The sequence below is a fragment of the Thermococcus sp. P6 genome (genome assembly GCF_002214525.1).
Classification (GTDB): Archaea; Methanobacteriota_B; Thermococci; order Thermococcales; family Thermococcaceae; genus Thermococcus.
The window spans coordinates 180640-199690 of sequence record NZ_CP015104.1; the positions used below are offsets into that span (position 1 = coordinate 180640).

Sequence of the window (19051 nt, forward strand, 5' to 3'; positions counted from 1 at the left end):
CGGCGTTGTAGAGGTTCTTCTATTCTAAAAAACATAACCAGCAGGGGTGTTGTAGTTGGCTGAAAGGCTAAAGGGAACGACCACGGTCGGCATTGTATGTAAGGACGGCGTTGTTTTAGCGGCCGACAGGAGGGCATCGCTCGATAACATGGTGCTTTCGAAGAACGTTACCAAGGTGTTCCGGATAGATGATCATCTGGCCCTGGCCGGGGCCGGGAGCGTTGGAGACATCCTCTCACTCGTCAGGCTTCTAAGATCCGAGGCCAGACTTTACAGGGCAACGGTTGGAAGGGAGATGAGCGTCAGGGCCCTCGCCACGTTAACCTCCAACGTGCTCCATGGCAGCAGGATCATGCCCTACTTCGGGTGGTTTCTCGTGGCGGGTTACGACGAAAAACCCCGACTTTACTCGGTGGATATGGCCGGGGGTGTTACGGAAGACAGGTTCACCTCGGCCGGTTCTGGAATGGAGTTCGCCTTTGCGGTTCTTGAGGAAGGTTACGAGGATGATATGGAACTCGAGGAGGGAATCAGGCTCGCCCTCCGGGCCATAAAGGTGGCCACGAGAAGGGACGTCTTCACTGGAGACGGGGTAACCCTCGTCACCGTAACGGCCGGGGGTTACAGGGAACTAGGCAAAGAGGAAATAAGAGCCCTTCTGGAGTGAGGTGATGGCTTTGATAAGAAGAGAGACGTTCGTTGATGACGTTTTGAAGGACATAAAGGCAATTATAAGACAGATGGTTCCAAGGGAAGCCGGAATAACGGAAGTTGAGTTCGAGGGACCCGAGCTGGTCATATACGTCAGGAACCCCGACGCGATAATGAGGGACGAGAACCTGATAAGGAACCTCGCCAAGGTTCTCAAAAAGCGCATAAGCGTTCGTCCCGATCCGGATGTTCTTCTGCCACCGGAGAAGGCGGAGGAGCTGATAAGGGAGATAGTTCCGCCCGAGGCTGAGATAAGCAACATAAGCTTTGATCCATCGGTTGGCGAGGTCCTCATAGAGGCCAGAAAACCGGGGCTGGTGATAGGAAAGAACGGCGAAACACTCAGGCTCATAACCCAGAGGGTCCACTGGGCCCCCAGAGTGGTTAGGACCCCACCCCTGCAGAGCCAGACGATATACTCGATAAGGCAGATACTTCAGGCGGAGGCCAAAGACCGCAGGAAGTTTCTCAGGAACGTTGGAAGAAACATCTACCGCAAGCCCGAGTTGAAGAGCGATTGGATCAGGATAACCGGTCTCGGCGGTTTCAGGGAGGTCGGCAGGAGTGCCCTTCTCCTCCAGACCAACGAAAGCTACGTGCTTGTCGATTTCGGCGTCAACGTAGCGGCCCTCAGGGATCCCAAAAAGGCCTTTCCGCACTTTGATGCTCCGGAGTTCAGGTACGTCCTCGACGCCGGCCTGCTGGATGCGGTGGTTATAACCCACGCCCACCTCGACCACTCAGGAATGCTCCCCTACCTGTTCCGCTACAAGCTCTTTGATGGGCCCGTTTACGCCACTCCACCAACGAGGGACCTCATGGTTCTCCTGCAGCAGGACTTCATCGAGATACAGAAGATGAACGGCGTAGAACCCCTTTACCGGCCGAGGGACATCAAGGATGTAATAAAGCACACGATAACCCTCGATTACGGGGAGGTTCGTGATATAGCACCCGACATAAGGCTCACCCTCCACAACGCGGGCCACATCCTCGGCTCCTCGATAGTCCACCTCCACATAGGCAACGGGCTCCACAACATAGCCATAACCGGTGATTTCAAGTTCATCCCGACGAGGCTCTTCGAGCCGGCCGTGAACAGGTTCCCGCGCCTCGAGACTCTCGTGATGGAGTCCACCTACGGTGGAAGCAACGACTATCAGATGCCCCGCGAGGAGGCCGAGAAGAGGCTGATAGAGGTCATCCACCAGACCATCAGGAGGGGAGGCAAGGTCCTGATCCCGGCCATGGCCGTTGGGAGGGCTCAGGAGATAATGATGGTCCTCGAGGAGTACGCCCGCGTCGGTGGAATAGACGTGCCCGTGTACCTCGACGGGATGATATGGGAGGCCACGGCCATACACACCGCCTACCCGGAGTACCTCAGCAGGCACCTGCGCGAGCAGATATTCCACGAGGGTTACAACCCCTTCCTGAACCCGATATTCAAGCCCGTCGCCAACAGCAGGGAGAGGCAGGATATAATAGACTCGGGTGAGCCCGCGATAATCGTGGCCACCTCCGGCATGCTCGTGGGAGGGCCCAGCGTGGAGTACTTCAAGCAACTCGCCCCGGATCCGAAGAACAGCATGGTGTTCGTCAGCTATCAGGCCGAGGGAACCCTCGGAAGGCAGGTCCAGAGGGGCATGAGGGAGATTCCGCTGGTCGGGGAGGACGGAAAGACGGAAGTCGTCAACGTCAACATGGAGGTTCACACCATCGACGGCTTTTCCGGTCACGCCGACAGAAGGGAGCTCATCAGCTACGTCGCCCGCCTGAGGCCAAAACCCGAGAGGGTCATAACCGTCCACGGGGAGTCCCACAAGTGCCTCGATCTCTCAACGAGCATCCACAAGAAGTTCGGAATCTCAACGAGGGCCCCGAACAACCTCGACGCCATAAGGCTCAAGTAAGGGATCCCGATGCGGGTTCGCTGTCCCTCCTGCGGAAGGCCCTACGATTCCATTGTTCCCCCCACCTGCTCCTGCGGGGAACCCCTCAGGCTCAGCTACGACTACGACTCGGTGGACGTTTCCAGATGGGAAAGGAGAGTGCCCGGCGTCTGGAGGTACCGCGAGCTTCTTCCAGATGTTAAACGAATCGTCAGTCTGAGCGAGGGGGGAACACCCCTTCTGAGGGCGAAGCTCGGCGAGGAACTCGGGCTGAGGGTGTTCATAAAAGACGAAACCCGAAACCCCACGGGTTCCTTCCGTGACAGGCTCATCACCGTTGCCGTCTCCTACGGCCTGCCCTACGCCCGGAAGGGCTTCATCGTGGCGAGCAACGGAAACGCGGCTGCGTCCCTCGCGGCATACGCATCGCGGGCCGGAAAGCCGGCTTACACGGTGGTTCCGAAGCTGATCGAAGAGGGAAAGCTCAACCAGATAGTGGCCCTCGGTGCAAAGCTCGTACGCTACGGTGAGAGCGTCGATGAGGGCATAGGCTACGCTGAGGAGCTTGCTGAGAGGGAGGGACTCTACAACGTCACCCCCGAGAGCAACATCATAGGACTCGAGGGGCAGAAAACGCTCGCCTTCGAGCTCTGGGAGGAGCTGAAGCCGACCCACATCGTGGTTCCCACGGGGAGCGGAAGCAACCTCTACAGCATCTACAGGGGCCTGGCCGAGCTCAGAAGGATCGGCGTCCTCGAGGAGATGCCGGAACTCATAGCCGTCCAGACGGAGAGGTGTTCCCCCATAGCGAGCGAGGTTCTCGGTCTCGAACCGAGGGCCGAGCCGACGAGGGCGCTTGCGCTGTACGTTAAGGATCCGGTCATGAAGGAACTCGCCCTCGAGGCCATAAGGGAAACGGGTGGAACCGCCGTGGTGGTCGGTGAGGACGAGCTCGACCTCGGGCAGAGGCTACTTGCTGGAGAAGGCATCTTCGGGGAATACGCTTCAGCGGTCATAATCCCGGCCTTCCTCAAGCTCGCGGAAGAGGGACACTTCGAGAGGGACGACAGGATAGCCCTCGTAGTGACGAGTTCCGGCCTCAAGGGCCATTACCACGAAACCCGGGAGAAGTTCACCCTTGGCGGAACGAAGCTCGAGATACTGAGGCTCCTCAGCGGGAGGAGAATGTACGGCTACGAGATATGGGAGGCCCTCAGGAAACCCGTCAGGTATCAGGCGGTGTACCAGCACCTCAGGGAGCTCGAGAGCCTTGGACTCATAGGAGAATCCCACAGGGAAGGGAGACGGGTGTATTACAGGTTAACGGAAAAGGGACGGAAGTTCCTTGAGACGCTTTCGGAATAACGGAAAGGTTTTAAAAGGTCTTTTTAAAGCTAAGCGTGGGTGAAGAAGGTGAAGCTAACGCCTGAAAACAAGTTCTCGCTCTCAGTCTACCTCTGGGGACTCATCTGTGGTCTGGTCAGTGGTATCGCAGCTACCAGGGTTCAGTACGGCTGGGTTACGGGCCTTGTGCTCTTTCTCCTCACGGATAAGGTTGTCATGGCGATGATAAAGACGCTTCCGCCGGAGATTGAAGAGGGTCAGATACTCAAGAAGGCCTTCTGGGGATGGCTCCTGTTCTGGCTTTACTTCACCATGCTAAGCTACACCGTGATGGTCAACTTCCAGCCGGAGTTCTACTCGAACCAGAGCCTGCTTTACAGACTGACCCATAACGGAACGGTGGTGGGGTGAGTCCATGGAGGAGCTGAAGAAGGCCGTCGCAAGGGAAGCTTTGAAGTTCGTGGAGGACGACATGGTAATCGGTCTCGGCACCGGCTCCACAGCAGGATACTTCATCAGGTACCTCGGCAGGCTCATCATGGAGGAGGAGCTTCAGGACGTCTACGCCATTCCCACGTCCTATCAGTCGAGACTCCTTGCCATTGAGAGCGGAGTTCCCGTCGTGGGCCTTGACGAGGTGGACGCTATAGATGTAGCCGTTGACGGTGCCGATGAGGTGGATCCGAACATGAACCTCATAAAGGGTCGCGGTGCAGCCCTGACCATGGAGAAGGCCATAGAATACCGCGCCGGAACTTTCCTCGTCCTCGTGGACGAGAGCAAGCTCGTCGAGAGGCTCGGCCAGAAGATGCCCGTTCCCATTGAGGTCATTCCTCAAGTCTGGCGTGCCGTGGCGGAGGAGGTGGAGATCTTCAACGCCGAGGCCGAGCTGAGGATGGCCGCCAGAAAGGACGGACCCGTCGTCACGGAAAACGGCAACTTCATCCTTGACGTTAGATTCCACCGCATAGCTGATCCGCTCGACCTTGAGATGGAGCTCAACAACATTCCCGGGGTCGTTGAGAACGGTATCTTCGCCGACGTGGCGGATGTTGTTCTGGTGGGAACGAGGGAAGGCGTCAAAAGAATGGAACGCTGATTTTTGCCCTTAGTTAAATTTATAAACCGGTTTGCGGTTCATGATTCTGGATTCAGGCGGGGGTTGCCGAGCCTGGCCAAAGGCGGTGGACTCAAGATCCACTCCCGCAGGGGTTCCGGGGTTCAAATCCCCGCCCCCGCACCATATCGAAGTCAGACTTTTTACCTCCCCCCGGGGCAGGGGGATGTACTGTTGGGCTCCGTGGAGAATCACGAGGATGGGGAATCGATGATGCGACTCATCCAGCTCCCCCTGAGGAACCACGCGAGGGCAACCAGCGCCCCTATGAAGTTACTCAGGCCCATTCCAAGCCACATCCCGGCGGTGTCCCTGAAGAGAACCCCGAGGCCGTAGCTCAGGGGGAGACGAAGAACCCAGAGGCGGAATATGGCAAGTAACATGCTCTTCTTCGTGTGACCCGAGCTCCGGAAGACGTTGTTCACTGCCGAGAAGATCCCGAAGAAGGGGAGGAAGGCGGAGAAGTACCTCACAACCTTCGTGCTCTCGGCTATTATCGCCGGATCGTCGATGAAAAACCTGAATATCTCGACCCTGAAGAGGATGAAGAGCAACGTTCCAGCACCGAGTATCGTGAAGTTTATGGCCATCGCCTTCTCCGCTATGGTCTTCGCCCTGTCGTAGAGCTCTGCCCCGACGGTCTGGCCGATCATCGTACCCATTGCCATGCTTATGCCGTCCGAGAAGGCAAACATGAAGTTGGTGAGCCTGTTGGTGATGGAGTAGGTTGAAAAGGCCACGTCGGCGTTACCGAACGCTCCTCCGAGGGTGAAGATTATCTTCGTGAGTATGACGAAGCCGAGGGCGGTCGTTGAGGAACCAACGCTCGAGGGTATTCCCACCCGAAAGATGCGAGAGTAGAACGCTGGGTCAGGCTTAAGGTTCTCCATCGTCAGGTGTATCCCAACCCTCCCGGTGAAGAGGAGGTAACCGCCGACGAGAGAGCCGAGGGTGTTGGACAGCATCGTTGCGATCGCCGCACCCATGACCCCGAGCCTCGGGAAACCGAACCAGCCGAATATGAGCAGGGGGTCAAGCAGGATGTTGAGGAACACGGTCGCCATGTTTATTTTAACCGGCGTTCTGGTGTCGCCTATGGCCCTCAGGAGGAAGTTGAACGCAAAGAGCGTGAAGGAGAAGGGAATGCCCGCGAAGATTACCCTCGTGTAGGCGAGGGCGTACGGGTAAACCGTATCCGTGACGCTCATAAACCTGAGCAGGTAAGGGGCCGAGAGAACTCCAAACAGACCCACGCCAACGGCGAAGAGCATCATGAGGGAGTAAAGCGCACCGGCGGCCCTGTTGGCCTTCTCGTATTCCCCCGCTCCAACGTACTGGCTCACGAAGGCGAAGCCGGCCGTCGCAAAACCCATGCCAATAGACATGAAAAACCAGACGAGCGGCCACGCCGTTCCGGGGGCGGCAAGTTCCACCCTCCCGAGTTTTCCGAGCCAGAAGGTATCGGTCAGGTTGTAGAGAACCTGAACCAGCTGGTTTATGATCAGAGGGTAGGCTAACACCAATAGAGTCTTCACTATCGATCCGTTGAGTATCTCCTCACGCATCCGTGCGACTTTCTCGTTTCTCATTGAGACATCCATCGAAACGTGGATATAAAAACCTTACTATGGATAAAAAGACCAGAGGGCGGTAAAAGGAAGGGAGAAGATCGCAAAAATCGGTCTCCCTAATTGCCCCCTTTAATTTGACGACGCTGTCCTTTTTAAGCTCTTTCAGTGCCTCACCCAAGCTTGACGGGAGGCTTTCAATCCCCAGCTCTTCCTTCTTCTTTTCATCCATCTTGTAGACATTTCCCTCAACATAACCGGGTGGCTCGATTTCGTTGTAAACTCCATCAAGGCCCGCTCTGTATCCAACTGATAAATAGTCCAATTCATGGGTTAATCTGCAACATAGCATTCAGAAATTCATCCAGAAATTTCAGCCCGCCTCCATAGATTATGGTCTGGGGATGAAGGGAGAGATAGAAGGGAATCCCTGCCCTGCTGGTCCGGTTGTAGTCGCGGAGTGCCATCGAAACCCGTATATCAGTCTCATTTCTCTCAATGTACCATGTATATTCATGATTCCACACCCTTTTTATGCTCCCGTTTGGGAGTATAAAGTAATCGGGCATGATCGTTGTCAGATTATATTCCTCAATGGCATCAATGGACTCATTGTTCAATGCCCATGCAGGGGGTAGAAATAAGCTGAAATTTCCAAATCCCACGCTCTCCATTAAGAATGTTGCATTTTCGAGCTTCTCCCCGGCTTTAGCATACGAACAGTTGAATTCATGGAATGTGTGCTCATAACCGTGAAGCTCTATCCTGTACCCTTTTGCTTGGAGCTCATGGAGATATGAGACAAAATGGGGGTTTCGCCTCAAGTCCCATTTATCGCCATAGTGAGGGGGATCAAAGCGGGGAATTACGAAGAGGACTGTTCTGGAAGAGTAATTGTGTCTGTCTATGATTTTCACAACTTTCCGAAGCTCCATGAAGTACCTGGGGGTTACATCATGAAGGAATATAATAGGTTGGGCGGGTTTGGAATTTGAGAGCCGCATGTTGGGGCTGGAAAAATTGGAACTCAAAAATAACGCTTTATAAGAGGTATAATTCTCATAACCGGCGGTGGTGATGCTTGAAACCTCGTACTCCATGGTTGGAGAGTCCTCTCTGTGAATTATACCTATGGGGAGAAGGGAGATCAGTACAATGAGCATGATAAAAAGCCTGAGCTTCAAACACACCACCACATGGCATTACATTTTAGAGTTAAAAAAGTTTGTCCTTGTAAGGATTAATGTTCAATGTCCCCTAAAAACCACAGATTGCTAAATTAGGAAGTAGAAAGTAGAAAAATGGAAATAAAAGGATTCACTCCCTGAGAGCCTTCCTTGCGGCCTCGAGCATTATCTTCTTCTCTTCCTGATAAACAACCTTCCTTATGAGCTCGACCGCATCGGGGTTGGCGGAGACACTGTCGATTCCAAGCCTGACGAGTTTCCTTACCATCTTTGGATCGCTTCCGGCCTGACCGCATATGCTCGTTTCAACGCCGTGCTTCTTGCAGACCTTTATGACGTTCTCAATGAGCTTAAGCACCGCCGGGTGCTTCTCGTCGTAGAGCTTGAAGACGCGCTCGTTGTCCCTGTCGATGGCGAGGGTGTACTGGGTGAGGTCGTTGGTTCCGAAGCTTACGAAGTCAAGGCCCTCCTTGACGAGGTCCTCGATGATCAGCGCCGAGGCCGGGATCTCGATCATAACACCCCACTCCACATCCCTGTGGGGAACGAGGCCGACCTCAAGGGCGATCTCCTTGGCTTTCCTGATCTGCTCGGGGTGGCTGACGAGTGGGAGCATGACGCCGATGTTGTCGTAGCCCTCATCGACGAGCCTCTTGATGGCCTTGAACTCGGCCCTGAGAAGCTCCGGCTGGTCGAGACCTCTCCTGATTCCCCTCCATCCGAGCATCGGGTTCCTCTCTTCGGGCTCTTCCTCGCCACCCGGAAGCTCTCGGAACTCGTTCGTTGGTGCGTCCAGCGTTCTGTACCAGACGCGCCTCGGGTAGAAGGCTTCAACGACGGTTCTAATTCCTTCCACGAGCTTCTCAACGAGCTCTTCCTCCTTGCCCTCCCTGATGAACTTGACCGGGTGGGCGCCTATGCCGAGGATCATGTGCTCTGCCCTGAGGAGACCGACGCCATCGGCACCCGTAGCTGCGGCCCTCTCTGCAACTTCGGGCATGGAAACGTTGACCTTGACCTCGGTGGCCGTTACAAGGGGAGCGCCTGCGACGACAACCTTTCCGCCCTCGGCCTTCTCCTCCTTCTCCTTGACGAGGCTCTTGACGATGCCCTCGTAGACGACACCTCTGGTACCGTCAACCGTTACGAGCATTCCGTCTTTGAGAACCTTGGTGGCCTCTTTGGTACCAACGACGGCCGGGATGCCGAGCTCCCTGCTGACGATAGCGGCGTGGCAGGTTCTTCCACCCTCGTCGGTTACGATGGCACTCGCCCTCTTCATGGCCGGAACCATGTCGGGGTTGGTCATAGTGGTTACGAGAACGTCTCCTTCCTTGACCTTGTCGATCTCACTCGCATCAAAGATTACCACGACCTTACCTGCGCCGATTCCGGGTGAGGCCCCGAGACCCTTGAGGAGTACCTTCATCTCCTCGGTCATCTCAGCCTCCTCCGTCTTAACCTCCTCCTTGAGGGTCGTGATGGGTCTTGACTGCACGATGTAGAGCTTTCCATCGTCCTTATCGTAGGCCCACTCTATGTCCTGAGGCCAGCCGTAATGCTCCTCAATCTTGGCGCCCATTTTGGCGACCTCAACGATCTGCTCCTCCGTGAGAACCTGCTTCTCAACCCACTCCGGGCCGAGGAAGTCCGCGACCTTCACATAAACCGTGCCCTTCCCCGTCTCGGGGTTCCTGATAACCATGACCTCTTTCTTGGCTATGTACTTCTCCTTTATCTTCCAGGTGCCCTTCTCGACGATGTACTCGTCCGGGGAAACGCTTCCGCTAACGACGGCCTCGCCAAGGCCCCAGGCGGCGTTTATCATTATCTCGCTCCTGTCGTTGGTGACCGGGTTGGCGGTGAACATCACACCGCTCGTCTCGCTGTTGACCATCTTCTGGACGACCGCGCTGAGGTAAACCTTGCTGTGGTCGAAGCCCTGCTTGGCCCTGTAGAAGGTTGCCCTCGCGGTCCAGAGTGAGGCCCAGCACTTCTTAACCTTGTCTATAACGTCCTCAACACCGTAAACATCCAAATAGGTCTCCTGCTGGCCCGCGAACGAAGCCTCGGGGAGGTCCTCAGCCGTGGCGGAGGAGCGGACGGCCACGTAAACCGCATCCTTGTTGAACCTCTGTGAGAGCTCCTTATAGGCCCTCTCGATCTCCTCGGCTATCTCCGGGAGCATTGGGACTTCGACTATCTTTTCCCTGATCTTAGCGGTGTTCTCCTGAAGCTGTCTGGAGTCATCAACGTTTGTCCCGGCGATAACGTCCATAATCCACTCCTGAAGGGTCCTACCGTCCTCGAGCCTTACGTTCTCAACGAAGTACTTGTAGGCCTCGGCGGTAACGCAGAACCCGGGCGGAACCGGAATACCGGCGTTGGTCATCTCCCCAAGGTTGGCCCCCTTACCGCCAACGAGGGGAACGTCCTCCTTTCCAAGCTCCTCAAACCACTTTATAAACCTGTATTCGCTCATGCCAATCCCTCCACAAATGCTTACTGCGGGTGGTATATCCCGGGTCCGTATTTAAAATTAACTATCCACGGCTGTTCTCCAGAGTACAGAAATGAGAAGAGAGATAGATGTGTCCATTCTCTCAATCCTCACCCTTTCTCCTTCTTTATGAAGATCTCAAACGTCCCGCCGTGGAACTCCCCCACCCTGATGTACTTCCCGGTCAGGTTCAGGTTTGCCTCCGGATTCTTCAGGATTATCAAATCGTAATAACCATCGGCCACCCTTTCCCCCGCCCTGCCCTCCGGGAGTAGCATATCGATACGGGCGTCCGGGTAGTAGAGTCCGGCCATCGTGTAAAGCCCCGGGGACACGAGCAGGGTATCAGCCTCGTAGTGCTCCGACGCGTACCTGAGAACCTCCGACTCAACGCTCCCCACGGAGTTCCACTCCTCCTTAAGGTCCATACCCCTGAGCCCAACCGGAACGATGAGGAAGGCAGTTAAGAGCAGCGCCGCCGCGATCCTCCCCTCGGGGGAAACCTCCACCCCGTACCTCTTGAACGCCCGCTCAAGACCCTCCATCAGGAGGAAAACTCCCCCGGATGCGAACACCGCTATCGCCGGGGAGAGGAACGTTATGAACCTCGTCTCCTTATGGGTGACCGCCATTATCCCCGCGAGGCCAATGAAAAGCCAGCTTATCAGAAGCCACCCCTCTTCGTCCTTCTTTATCCTCAGGAAACCGACAGCGGCCAGCGCCGGGAGGAGATACCCGAGATCCTGAAGGAGCATCTTCACGTATTCCCCTGCCGAAACCGGTCGGTCGAGGGTCACGACTTTCGAAGCAACGCTGAAGGGCCTCAGGGCCCCGCCGTAGTAAAGATGCCCCATGTAGAGCCACGGGGCAAGGGTTAAGCCCAGGAGAAGGAAGCCCAGCAGGTATTCCCTCCTCCTGACCCACTCCCAGTCATCCACCAGCCAGAGGTATGCTAAGAAAACGCCGATGATGGAAAGCCCGGTGTAACGGGTGAGTATCGCCAGCCCCCCTGAGACGAAGGCGAGGTATATTCTCGCGGTGCTCTTCCGCTTTCTGCCCGTGTACAGCAGATAAACGGCGAGGGTGTAGAACAGGGTGAACTCGCTGTGGACGAGCTCCCTTGTGGCCATGGTAAAGGCGAGGGGGTTCAAAACGTAAAAGCAGGAAGCGATGATGCCCCTTACCCGGTCGTTCGAGGTTTCCTCAACCAGGAGGTATACTAAAAGGGCCGTGAGGGCGAAGCTCAGGAGGGAAACCAGCCTCGCCACCGTGAGGTGGAGCTCCAGTGGGGTGAACCTGAAGGGAACCGAGAGCGTGTAGGGATACAGCGGTGGCCTGTACATCATGTAAACTCCCTGATAGGTGAAGTCCGTTACGTTTCTGGCCAGGTTGCGGGCTATGTCTATGTACAGAGCCCCGTCGTAGGTAAGGGTGTTCCACGGCGGAAACGTCGCTATCCCAAGGATCAATGCTCCGATGAAGGGAATTAAAGCCAGCTTCCTGTTCTCTCCCATATTATCCCTCCCAGTGCGCTGTAGGCCAGAAAGGCCACGGCAGGAAGGAAGAAGGCGTCTATCCCTATGGGCACCATCAGGATGAAGAGCGTTAACGCCAGAACCTTGGTGCTCTCCATCCACTCCGCATCCCTGAGTATGCCCCCGAGGAGAAACCCCTCGACGATGCCAAAGACCCCAAAATCGTGGGATGGCTGGCCGAAGATCGTGTAACTGTAACCCACGCTGCTTCCAAACAGTCTCCCAACGTAACCCTTGGGATCCTTTGAGAGGAGTATCTCCGGGTTCCCCCATGGCATCCCCATGCTAAAGAGCCTCTCGTACACGCTGTAGGTCAGGCCCATGCGGTGAAGCAGGGTCCCAAAAAAGCCCAGTCTCCATTCCGGGTACGTGCTCAGCGTGGCCTGATACCTCACCAGAAAGACTATCAAAACGCCCGCGGTTATAACGCTCAGTTTTAACCAGAGCCCTTTCCCGGGCTTTGTCCTTTTCTCCCCCATCAGCCTCAGAAGGTAGGTCACGGTTACCGCAACAGCTACCGTTCTGAAGGTCGAAACCACCGCCACAAAGAGACCGAGCAGAAAGACCCGAAAGTCACCCCTCAGGGAGATGGCAGCGGCTATGAGATACCCCGAGGCAAGATAGAAGAACCTCACACCGGTGTACCTCAGCCCGGGGTGAAGGAGAGGTACTCTGCCCGTAACGAGGGGAAACGCGACAAGTGCAACGGCTGCCACGATCAGGAGCGTGTCGGTGGTTAAGGAAGCTGAAGCGAGCCTTTCCTTAACCCGTTTTCCCTCTTCCCTTGCAAACACCGGGGGGGCTGCTACAATGGGCAGGGCCATTAAAAACCCCCACGACCCGAGGGCCGAGAGGACGAGCACTACAACGAGGCCGTAGGTCAGGATCCTGACCCTTACGGGAAACCTCTCCGCGGTCATGTAGCCGGTTACCATAGCGCCGGAGAAGGCGAGGGCGTAGATGAGGGGCAATAACCGGGGAGAGGGGAGAAGATCGTTAAAGATCAGCTTCGCCACTATCCCACAGAGGGTGTAGGTTATAAGGAAACCCCATAGGATCGAGTTCAGCCTCATTTCTCAACGCCTCAGACCGTCTATCACGACGTAGGCCCCGAGAATGAAGAGCAGATAAACCGGGAGGTCGAGTATGCCGGTTTCAACCCCAACCAATCCATAGGCGAGGGTGGAGTAGTAGAGGGCCAGGGTTGAAGTGGCGGTCGCCTCCTTTATCGTACCGTAGTAGAGGCCGAGGATGAAGCCTTCGAGGAGGGAGAAAATGCCAAAATCGAGATAGATGCCACCGAGCAGGGTTCCGGTTATCGTGGCCCCTGTTTTGATGTAGAGGAACTTCGCTATCAGTCCCCTCGGTGAGTAGCCCCCGATTATGTAGGATTGTATCCCGCTGAACTGCAGCTCACCGTGGTAGAAACCATGCCAGCCCGTCCGGAGGATTATAACGTCCAGAACCGACGTGGTCCCCTGAATCCTCGTCCAGAGACTCTGGAGAGTTTCACCCCTCATAAAGCCGATCCCTACCCCGAGGAGGAGGGCGAGAAGAAGGAGCCCCGCTATGCGGTAACCCCCCGGTCCCTTCCTTTCCATCGCGGTTTCGTAGTAAGCGCCTCCGATGGCGAGAAGGCTCACCAGAATGGGGGTTCTGTAGGCGTAAAGGGCCACCACGAAGGGGTAGAGGAGGGCGTACCTTCTGCCCCTGAGGAAAAGGTACACGCTCGCCGGGACCCCCAGAAAATAGGTTAAAGCCGTAAGGCGCGGGCTTAGGGAAGTTCTGACGGCCGGGTTCAGGAGGGGAACGTTCCCCAGCATAAGTATCTGGATGAAAACCAGCGCTATAGAAATCCAGAACGCCCAGATTACGTGTTTCTCCTCGATCCCCAGACCGTTATCCCTCCACTTAACCCTTTCCCCCGCCCATATGCCCGCCAAGATGGATAGGGCAAAGAGGCAGCTCACTATGAGGGTCTCCGGCCGGGCCAGTCCAAGGGACACGAAGGTCATGAAGAGCAGGGGAATGAGGAGGGGCAGGTTCCTCATCCGCTTCTCACCTCAAGCAATTCCAGTGGAAGGTTCCTCTCCTCCGAGTTGACGTAAAGGGTACCGTACATGTAAACGGTGTGATCCGACAGGCTTTCCTTAAGGAACTGGATGGGCACCATGTTGGCGGTTATCACCGCCCCTTCGGAGGTCATGTGCTCTATCGTGATGGAACCGTAAGTCAGATAATCGGCCCTGTACTTCAGCTCCCCGAGTTCGATCGGGCTAACCCTTCCATCGATGTAGAGGATCCCGCTGAACCTTTCCGAGTGGGCCTCCACCGTCAGGTTATCCACTATGTCCCCGAGTTTTCCACGGAGGGGCGGGATCAGTTTGTAGACGTAAACCTTCCCGCTGTAGTTGATCCCTATGAACCTCGCCCTTACGTCCTCTTCGGTTGCCTCAGGCCCGCCGATGGTGACGATCCTGCCGTTGGAGAGTACGGTTATCGTGGATCCGCGGACGCTTATAAGGGTGCCCTCCATTCTCTCTCCATCGACGCTTTCCACCTCGAGCGTGACGTTAAATCCCTTCCTGAGCAGGGAGTAGGCCCTGTTGGCCGCCTCGTAGATCTCGGCTCCCTGATAGTGCTTTACTTGATCGTTTATTATGAATCCGAGCGCAACCATAAGCAATATGACCGCAACGGGTTTTTTCCAGTCCATATCACTCACCACACTTTCTGCTGGGTCCCTTTGGAGGGGCTGGTTTTATACCTTTCCCCGGGGTTTCCTTCCGAGGGACAGCTGCCGTAGTCACCGCCGGTGTTATACTCCCCTTACGGCTCACGAAAGGGCTTTCGAGGCGAAATCTTTATATCGATGCTCCACTCAGGGTATAGTTGAGCATTACAAGTCGGAGGTGTCAGGATGGGTAGAAAAGCGTTGAGCATTTTAATTGTAGTGGTGATGCTACTCGGGGCGGTTCCAGCGGCCTATTCAGTGCAGGCGGCTCCCTCTACCCCGGTAACCGCCACTCAGAAGGTCACGGATCCAGCGGTCGAAAAAGGATCCTCAGGTTTCATCCCGGGCAACGTTCTACAGAAGGAGATCGAAGCCGTTCTTAAGAACAGCGATAAAAGTGTGAGGTTGATAGTGGCACCCGATAAGGACCACGCGGCTGAAGTTTACAACGCCATTAAAAAGCTTGGAAAGGTAGATCCGATAAGCAAACCCGAACTCCAGTTCATCGTCATTGAAATGCCCGTTTCAAACGTTGAAAAGCTCGCCGAGATACCGGGAATACTGCACGTGTGGAAGGATAAAACCGTTAAGTTGCCAGAACCGGTAGCCCCGGAGGCGGGGATCGGTGAGGTTTCTCCCAAGAAGGACCTACCAAACCTTCCCGACATGTTCATGAGCGTCTTTACCATAAGGGCCTACGACACCTGGATGGACTACGGGGTCTACGGCGATAACGTTACCGTTGCAGTCCTCGATACCGGTGTCGACGTCGGGCACCCCTTCCTCCAGATAACCCTCGATGGCAGGCCAAAGATCATAGACGTACACGACGCGAGCGACGAGGGAAGGGTTGATATCTACTACTCGACCAACACCACCTCCAACGGAACCATAGAGGTAAACCAGAACGTCACAATCGACTGGGGAGCCTACTATTTCTATTACGGCCACCCGGCCGAGACCAACTACACCATGGGCACCTACTACGTTGGGAACATAAGCGGTGACGATTACTACCTCGGCCTCCTTCCGGAGAGGTACTTCGACCTCAACAACTTCACCGGAACTCCCAACGATCCCTATGAGCTCGGTCTCTTCGGTGATCTCAGCGACGTTTATCCCGTCCTGATAGTTAACCAGAGCGGGAACTTTATAGCCTACATAGACTTCAACCTCGACAACAACTTCACCAACGACCAACCGATGGGTATATTCGACCTTACCCACGATTACGTTACCGTTAACTCCACAAAAGTCAACGTCGCCTTTGCCGAGTTCGATCCGGATGATGGACAGGCATACTTCATCTGGGACGCGCACGGACACGGGACCCACGTCAGCGGTACGGTAGCGGGCGTCGGTCTGCCCAGCGATCCTGTCTTCCATGATGTTTACGGCGTTGCACCCAACGCCCAGCTCATGGAGGTAAAGGTCCTTCCGGGAGAGCTCGGCTTTGGAAGGTACAGCTGGATAATCAACGGCATGATATACGCCACCCTTAACGGTGCCGATGTCATAAGCATGTCCCTCGGCGGTGGCGGTGAGATAAACGACGGTATAGAGAGCCCCGAAAACTTCTACGCCAACCTGATCACTGACCTTTATGGGGTTACCTTCGCCATAGCCGCCGGAAACGAGGGACCGAGTACCAACTCCGTCCACTCCCCGGGTGACAGCGACCTCGTGATAACCGTCGGCAACTACTGGGAGAGCGATAGATGGGATCTCCTCTACGGCCTGCCCGGTGTTGCGAACGGCCCGGCCATGAGTTCGAGCAGGGGGCCGAGGGACGACGGTATGATCGATCCGGATGTTATGGCGCCGGGAACGGCCATATTCTCAAGCCTCCCGCTGTGGTACACGGTCATGAACAATAATTCATACGCCTACTACGACTTCTGGAGCGGCACCTCAATGGCCACACCGCACGTCAGCGGTGCCGTTGCGCTGATGATAAGCTACGCCAAGCAGCACAACATCACCTACAACCCGATAATGATAAGGCGCGCCCTCGAGCTCAGCGCCGAGCCCACCAACCAGACGATGATAGATCAGGGGTTCGGTCTCATACAGGTCGACAAGGCCATAGAAAAACTCGAGGAACTCAGCGAGGAACCAACCACCTACATCTTTGGAGGAACAACGTTCACGAGCTTCAAGAACCCGATCGAGGAGCCAATGATACCCATCTCACAGGCATACGTTGACTTCAACGGGTACTTCCAGTACATGTTCGGCTTCCCCTACCTCTACAGGGGAGTTTACATAAGGAACGAGTATCCGGGTAGCGTTCCGGTGTACTTCTCACCGATGGTATACGAGCCCGGATGGGGTCTCTGGTACGTCTTCGAGAACAAGACCTACAGTATAAGCACCAGCGTTGACTGGATAATTCCCAACACGACGGAGGTCACCATTTACGGCGCCAATGCGGTGTACATAAGTGACGTAATGGGCCAGTTCTCCATAAACATCGACTACTCCAAGCTCCAGAAGAGCGGCACCTACGTCGGACTTGTTTATATAGACGATCCAGACACGAGCTACGTTGACGGCTACATCCCGGTCGTCGTTGACGTACCAATGAACCCCAATGGAGAGAACCACGCCAAGCTGTCCGACACCGCCAGATCGGGTGAGGCCAAGCACTACTTCTTCAAGGTTCCGCGCGGCACGAAGGAGCTCCGCGTTACCCTTCGCGTGCCAACGGATGAGCAGGGCAACCCGATGGGAAGGGTCAAGCTCGTCATCGCGAGACCAATGGGTGAAGTGGTCTACGATGGTGTGCCCGGATATTACTACGTCGGTCCGGGTGGACCGCTTGAGTACACGTGGGTCGTTGATAACCCGGTCGATGGGACGTGGGAGATAACAGCCTACGTCAGCGTCAGCTCCTACGCCAGAACGGGCTATACGGATGCCCACTACGAAATCGAGGTTGAGAGTGCCTCCGTCTCGATATCCCCTGAGATCATAAAGAAGGACACCGCCCAGCCCTCGAACGTCACCGTTACGGCGAAGGTCACCAACGACTACGGCAACTTCAACGCCAGCGTAGCTGGCTACGGTCTCGGAAGGCTTGACGTAGCCTACGCGATGACCAGAAACGTCAGCCAGGACGAGTTTGATACTATCGGCGTGTTCATAGTTAACCCGACGACCTACTTCCTCAGGCTTGGAATCACCGAGCCAGAGAATTCCAGCGCGGACCTCGACCTGTACGTTTACTACTTCCCAACGTTGGATGACCTCATGAACTTCGCAAACTACACCCTCTACTACGACCAGATCGGCCCGACGAGCGATGAGGTCTTCGAGAAGTTCATGCCCGAGCCGGGATATTACCTCGTTGCGGTTTACGGCTACGACACAGTCGGCTACAACCCGATCCACTACACCTTCTACTACCAGCTCCTCGGCGACAACGGTGACGTGAGTGTCGACGGCACGCCTTTCAGCTTCGATGCCGGAACCTCCAGGACCATCAACGCCAACGTGGAACTCTCAGATAGCGGAACCTACCTCGGCATACTCGGTCTCCTGAACGCTGACACCGGAGAAGCGATGACCTACGCTCCGATGATTTTCCAGGTTGGAATGCCGGAGATGTACGTTGCTGTCTATCCAGAAGCAACCCTCGGAGAACAATCAAAGCTGACGATAAGGCTCCTTGACCTCTCAACGATGGAAAGGATAGGTCTCCCGGCGAAGGTCCTCGTAAACGGCAAAGAGTACTACACGGACAACGGTGAAGTCGAGGTTTACTTCACACCGCTCGAACTGGAGGAGACGTTCCAGATAGCTGTCTTCAGCGACTATTATCAGGACGCGTCAAAGGAGGTAACCGTCAGCGTTAAGGAGCCTGTTCAGAGCGCGGTATATTCCTCCACCCAGCTGCCACCGTACGTTGCTCTCGGTCTCGGCACGGTAACTGACTACACGGACACGGGCAAGGAGATAACCTTAACCGTCGAAGGTCCGAGCGGAACGACCGGATACGTCCTCGTGACGCTTCCCGCGGACACCCAGTACGCTGAGATAAACAGCGATCACGTGGTGAGCTACTACCTCCTCACGGGCCAGAACGCGAAGTACGCCGTGGTGGAGGTCAAATACGCCTCCCCGGTGACGTTGACGGTAGAATACAAGACCTCCCGCTGGATCGTCAGCACCTACAACTACGTCTGGTACATGCTCTACTGGATGTACGACATAAAGTTCGACAAGCTCTACCAGAAGGCCCTCGAGCTCGGCGTCGACAACGAAACCCTGCAGGAGGCAATGGCTTACAAGCAGCTCGCCGACACGTACTATGAGAAGGCCAAGAAGTTCATGGTTCCGGAGGCGGAGAGCATGGGGATAGGGGCACTGCCGAACCTCCGCATGGCCTACATGAACATCATAAGGGCCTACAGCCTCCTCAACAAGGCAATAGAGGAAATCGAGACTCAGGGCTGATGCCC

Annotated in this window: 14 protein-coding genes and 1 tRNA gene; 7 read left to right on the top strand and 8 right to left on the bottom strand. The window is 55.6% G+C overall.

Features of this window, described 5'->3' with window-relative positions:
- Positions 1-55: 55 nt before the first annotated feature.
- The 6 genes from psmB (at position 56) to A3L12_RS01080 (ending at position 5190) form a co-directional block, all read left to right on the top strand.
- Positions 56-667, top strand: coding sequence for an archaeal proteasome endopeptidase complex subunit beta (gene psmB / locus A3L12_RS01055; protein ID WP_088881885.1), 612 nt, complete (start codon positions 56-58; stop codon positions 665-667).
- A 10-nt stretch (positions 668-677) separates the two neighbouring features.
- Positions 678-2624, top strand: coding sequence for a beta-CASP ribonuclease aCPSF1 (locus A3L12_RS01060; RefSeq protein WP_088881886.1), 1947 nt, complete (start codon positions 678-680; stop codon positions 2622-2624).
- A 9-nt stretch (positions 2625-2633) separates the two neighbouring features.
- Complete coding sequence (locus A3L12_RS01065) at positions 2634-3968, top strand: pyridoxal-phosphate dependent enzyme (protein ID WP_088881887.1); 1335 nt, start codon at positions 2634-2636, stop codon at positions 3966-3968.
- A gap of 39 nt (positions 3969-4007) precedes the next feature.
- Positions 4008-4358: a hypothetical protein gene (locus A3L12_RS01070; protein ID WP_335755177.1), complete on the top strand. Its 351-nt coding sequence runs from the start codon at positions 4008-4010 to the stop codon at positions 4356-4358.
- Positions 4359-4362: 4 nt separating this feature from the next.
- Positions 4363-5046, top strand: coding sequence for a ribose-5-phosphate isomerase RpiA (rpiA, locus tag A3L12_RS01075; protein ID WP_088881889.1), 684 nt, complete (start codon positions 4363-4365; stop codon positions 5044-5046).
- 56 nt (positions 5047-5102) lie between these two features.
- A tRNA-Leu gene (locus A3L12_RS01080) sits at positions 5103-5190 on the top strand.
- A gap of 65 nt (positions 5191-5255) precedes the next feature.
- On the opposite strand, the gene A3L12_RS01085 is transcribed toward A3L12_RS01080, so the two are convergent.
- From A3L12_RS01085 to A3L12_RS01120, 8 genes are all read right to left on the bottom strand, one after another.
- On the bottom strand, positions 5256-6653 hold the full coding sequence (locus A3L12_RS01085; protein ID WP_088881890.1) for an MATE family efflux transporter: 1398 nt from the start codon (positions 6651-6653) through the stop codon (positions 5256-5258).
- A complete protein-coding gene (locus A3L12_RS08495; RefSeq protein WP_088881891.1) occupies positions 6622-6984 on the bottom strand; it encodes a hypothetical protein in 363 nt (120 codons plus the stop codon). Before A3L12_RS08495 ends, A3L12_RS01085 begins: the two co-directional genes overlap by 32 nt.
- Complete coding sequence (locus A3L12_RS01095; RefSeq protein WP_232462898.1) at positions 6959-7825, bottom strand: DUF2334 domain-containing protein; 867 nt, start codon at positions 7823-7825, stop codon at positions 6959-6961. Before A3L12_RS01095 ends, A3L12_RS08495 begins: the two co-directional genes overlap by 26 nt.
- 124 nt (positions 7826-7949) lie before the next feature.
- Positions 7950-10301 (bottom strand): phosphoenolpyruvate synthase, encoded by a 2352-nt coding sequence (gene ppsA, locus A3L12_RS01100; RefSeq protein WP_088881892.1) that lies wholly within the window; start codon positions 10299-10301, stop codon positions 7950-7952.
- A 128-nt stretch (positions 10302-10429) separates the two neighbouring features.
- Entirely contained in the window at positions 10430-11833 is a 1404-nt protein-coding gene (locus A3L12_RS01105; RefSeq protein ID WP_088881893.1) for a glycosyltransferase family 39 protein, read from the bottom strand.
- Positions 11806-12927, bottom strand: a complete 1122-nt coding sequence (locus A3L12_RS01110; protein ID WP_088881894.1) for a hypothetical protein — start codon at positions 12925-12927, stop codon at positions 11806-11808. The genes A3L12_RS01105 and A3L12_RS01110 overlap by 28 nt, the downstream gene beginning before the upstream one ends.
- Before the next feature lie 3 nt (positions 12928-12930).
- A complete protein-coding gene (locus tag A3L12_RS01115; RefSeq protein WP_088881895.1) occupies positions 12931-13905 on the bottom strand; it encodes a hypothetical protein in 975 nt (324 codons plus the stop codon).
- Entirely contained in the window at positions 13902-14570 is a 669-nt protein-coding gene (locus A3L12_RS01120) for a hypothetical protein (RefSeq protein ID WP_088881896.1), read from the bottom strand. The genes A3L12_RS01115 and A3L12_RS01120 overlap by 4 nt, the downstream gene beginning before the upstream one ends.
- 204 nt (positions 14571-14774) lie before the next feature.
- Here A3L12_RS01120 and A3L12_RS01125 point away from each other — a divergent pair, with 204 nt between their 5' ends.
- Positions 14775-19046, top strand: a complete 4272-nt coding sequence (locus tag A3L12_RS01125) for a S8 family serine peptidase (RefSeq protein WP_088881897.1) — start codon at positions 14775-14777, stop codon at positions 19044-19046.
- Positions 19047-19051 lie beyond the last annotated feature (5 nt).

Bases quoted from the DNA above. Each gene is read 5' to 3' on its own strand.
- A3L12_RS01085 (WP_088881890.1), bottom strand. From the start codon at position 6,653: ATGAGAAACGAGAAAGTCGCACGGATGCGTGAGGAGATACTCAACGGA.
- rpiA (WP_088881889.1), top strand. From the start codon at position 4,363: ATGGAGGAGCTGAAGAAGGCCGTCGCAAGGGAAGCTTTGAAGTTCGTG.
- A3L12_RS01110 (WP_088881894.1), bottom strand. From the start codon at position 12,927: ATGAGGCTGAACTCGATCCTATGGGGTTTCCTTATAACCTACACCCTC.
- ppsA (WP_088881892.1), bottom strand. From the start codon at position 10,301: ATGAGCGAATACAGGTTTATAAAGTGGTTTGAGGAGCTTGGAAAGGAG.
- A3L12_RS01115 (WP_088881895.1), bottom strand. From the start codon at position 13,905: ATGAGGAACCTGCCCCTCCTCATTCCCCTGCTCTTCATGACCTTCGTG.
- A3L12_RS01125 (WP_088881897.1), top strand. From the start codon at position 14,775: ATGGGTAGAAAAGCGTTGAGCATTTTAATTGTAGTGGTGATGCTACTC.
- A3L12_RS01120 (WP_088881896.1), bottom strand. From the start codon at position 14,570: ATGGACTGGAAAAAACCCGTTGCGGTCATATTGCTTATGGTTGCGCTC.
- A3L12_RS01065 (WP_088881887.1), top strand. From the start codon at position 2,634: ATGCGGGTTCGCTGTCCCTCCTGCGGAAGGCCCTACGATTCCATTGTT.
- A3L12_RS01105 (WP_088881893.1), bottom strand. From the start codon at position 11,833: ATGGGAGAGAACAGGAAGCTGGCTTTAATTCCCTTCATCGGAGCATTG.
- A3L12_RS08495 (WP_088881891.1), bottom strand. From the start codon at position 6,984: ATGCTATGTTGCAGATTAACCCATGAATTGGACTATTTATCAGTTGGA.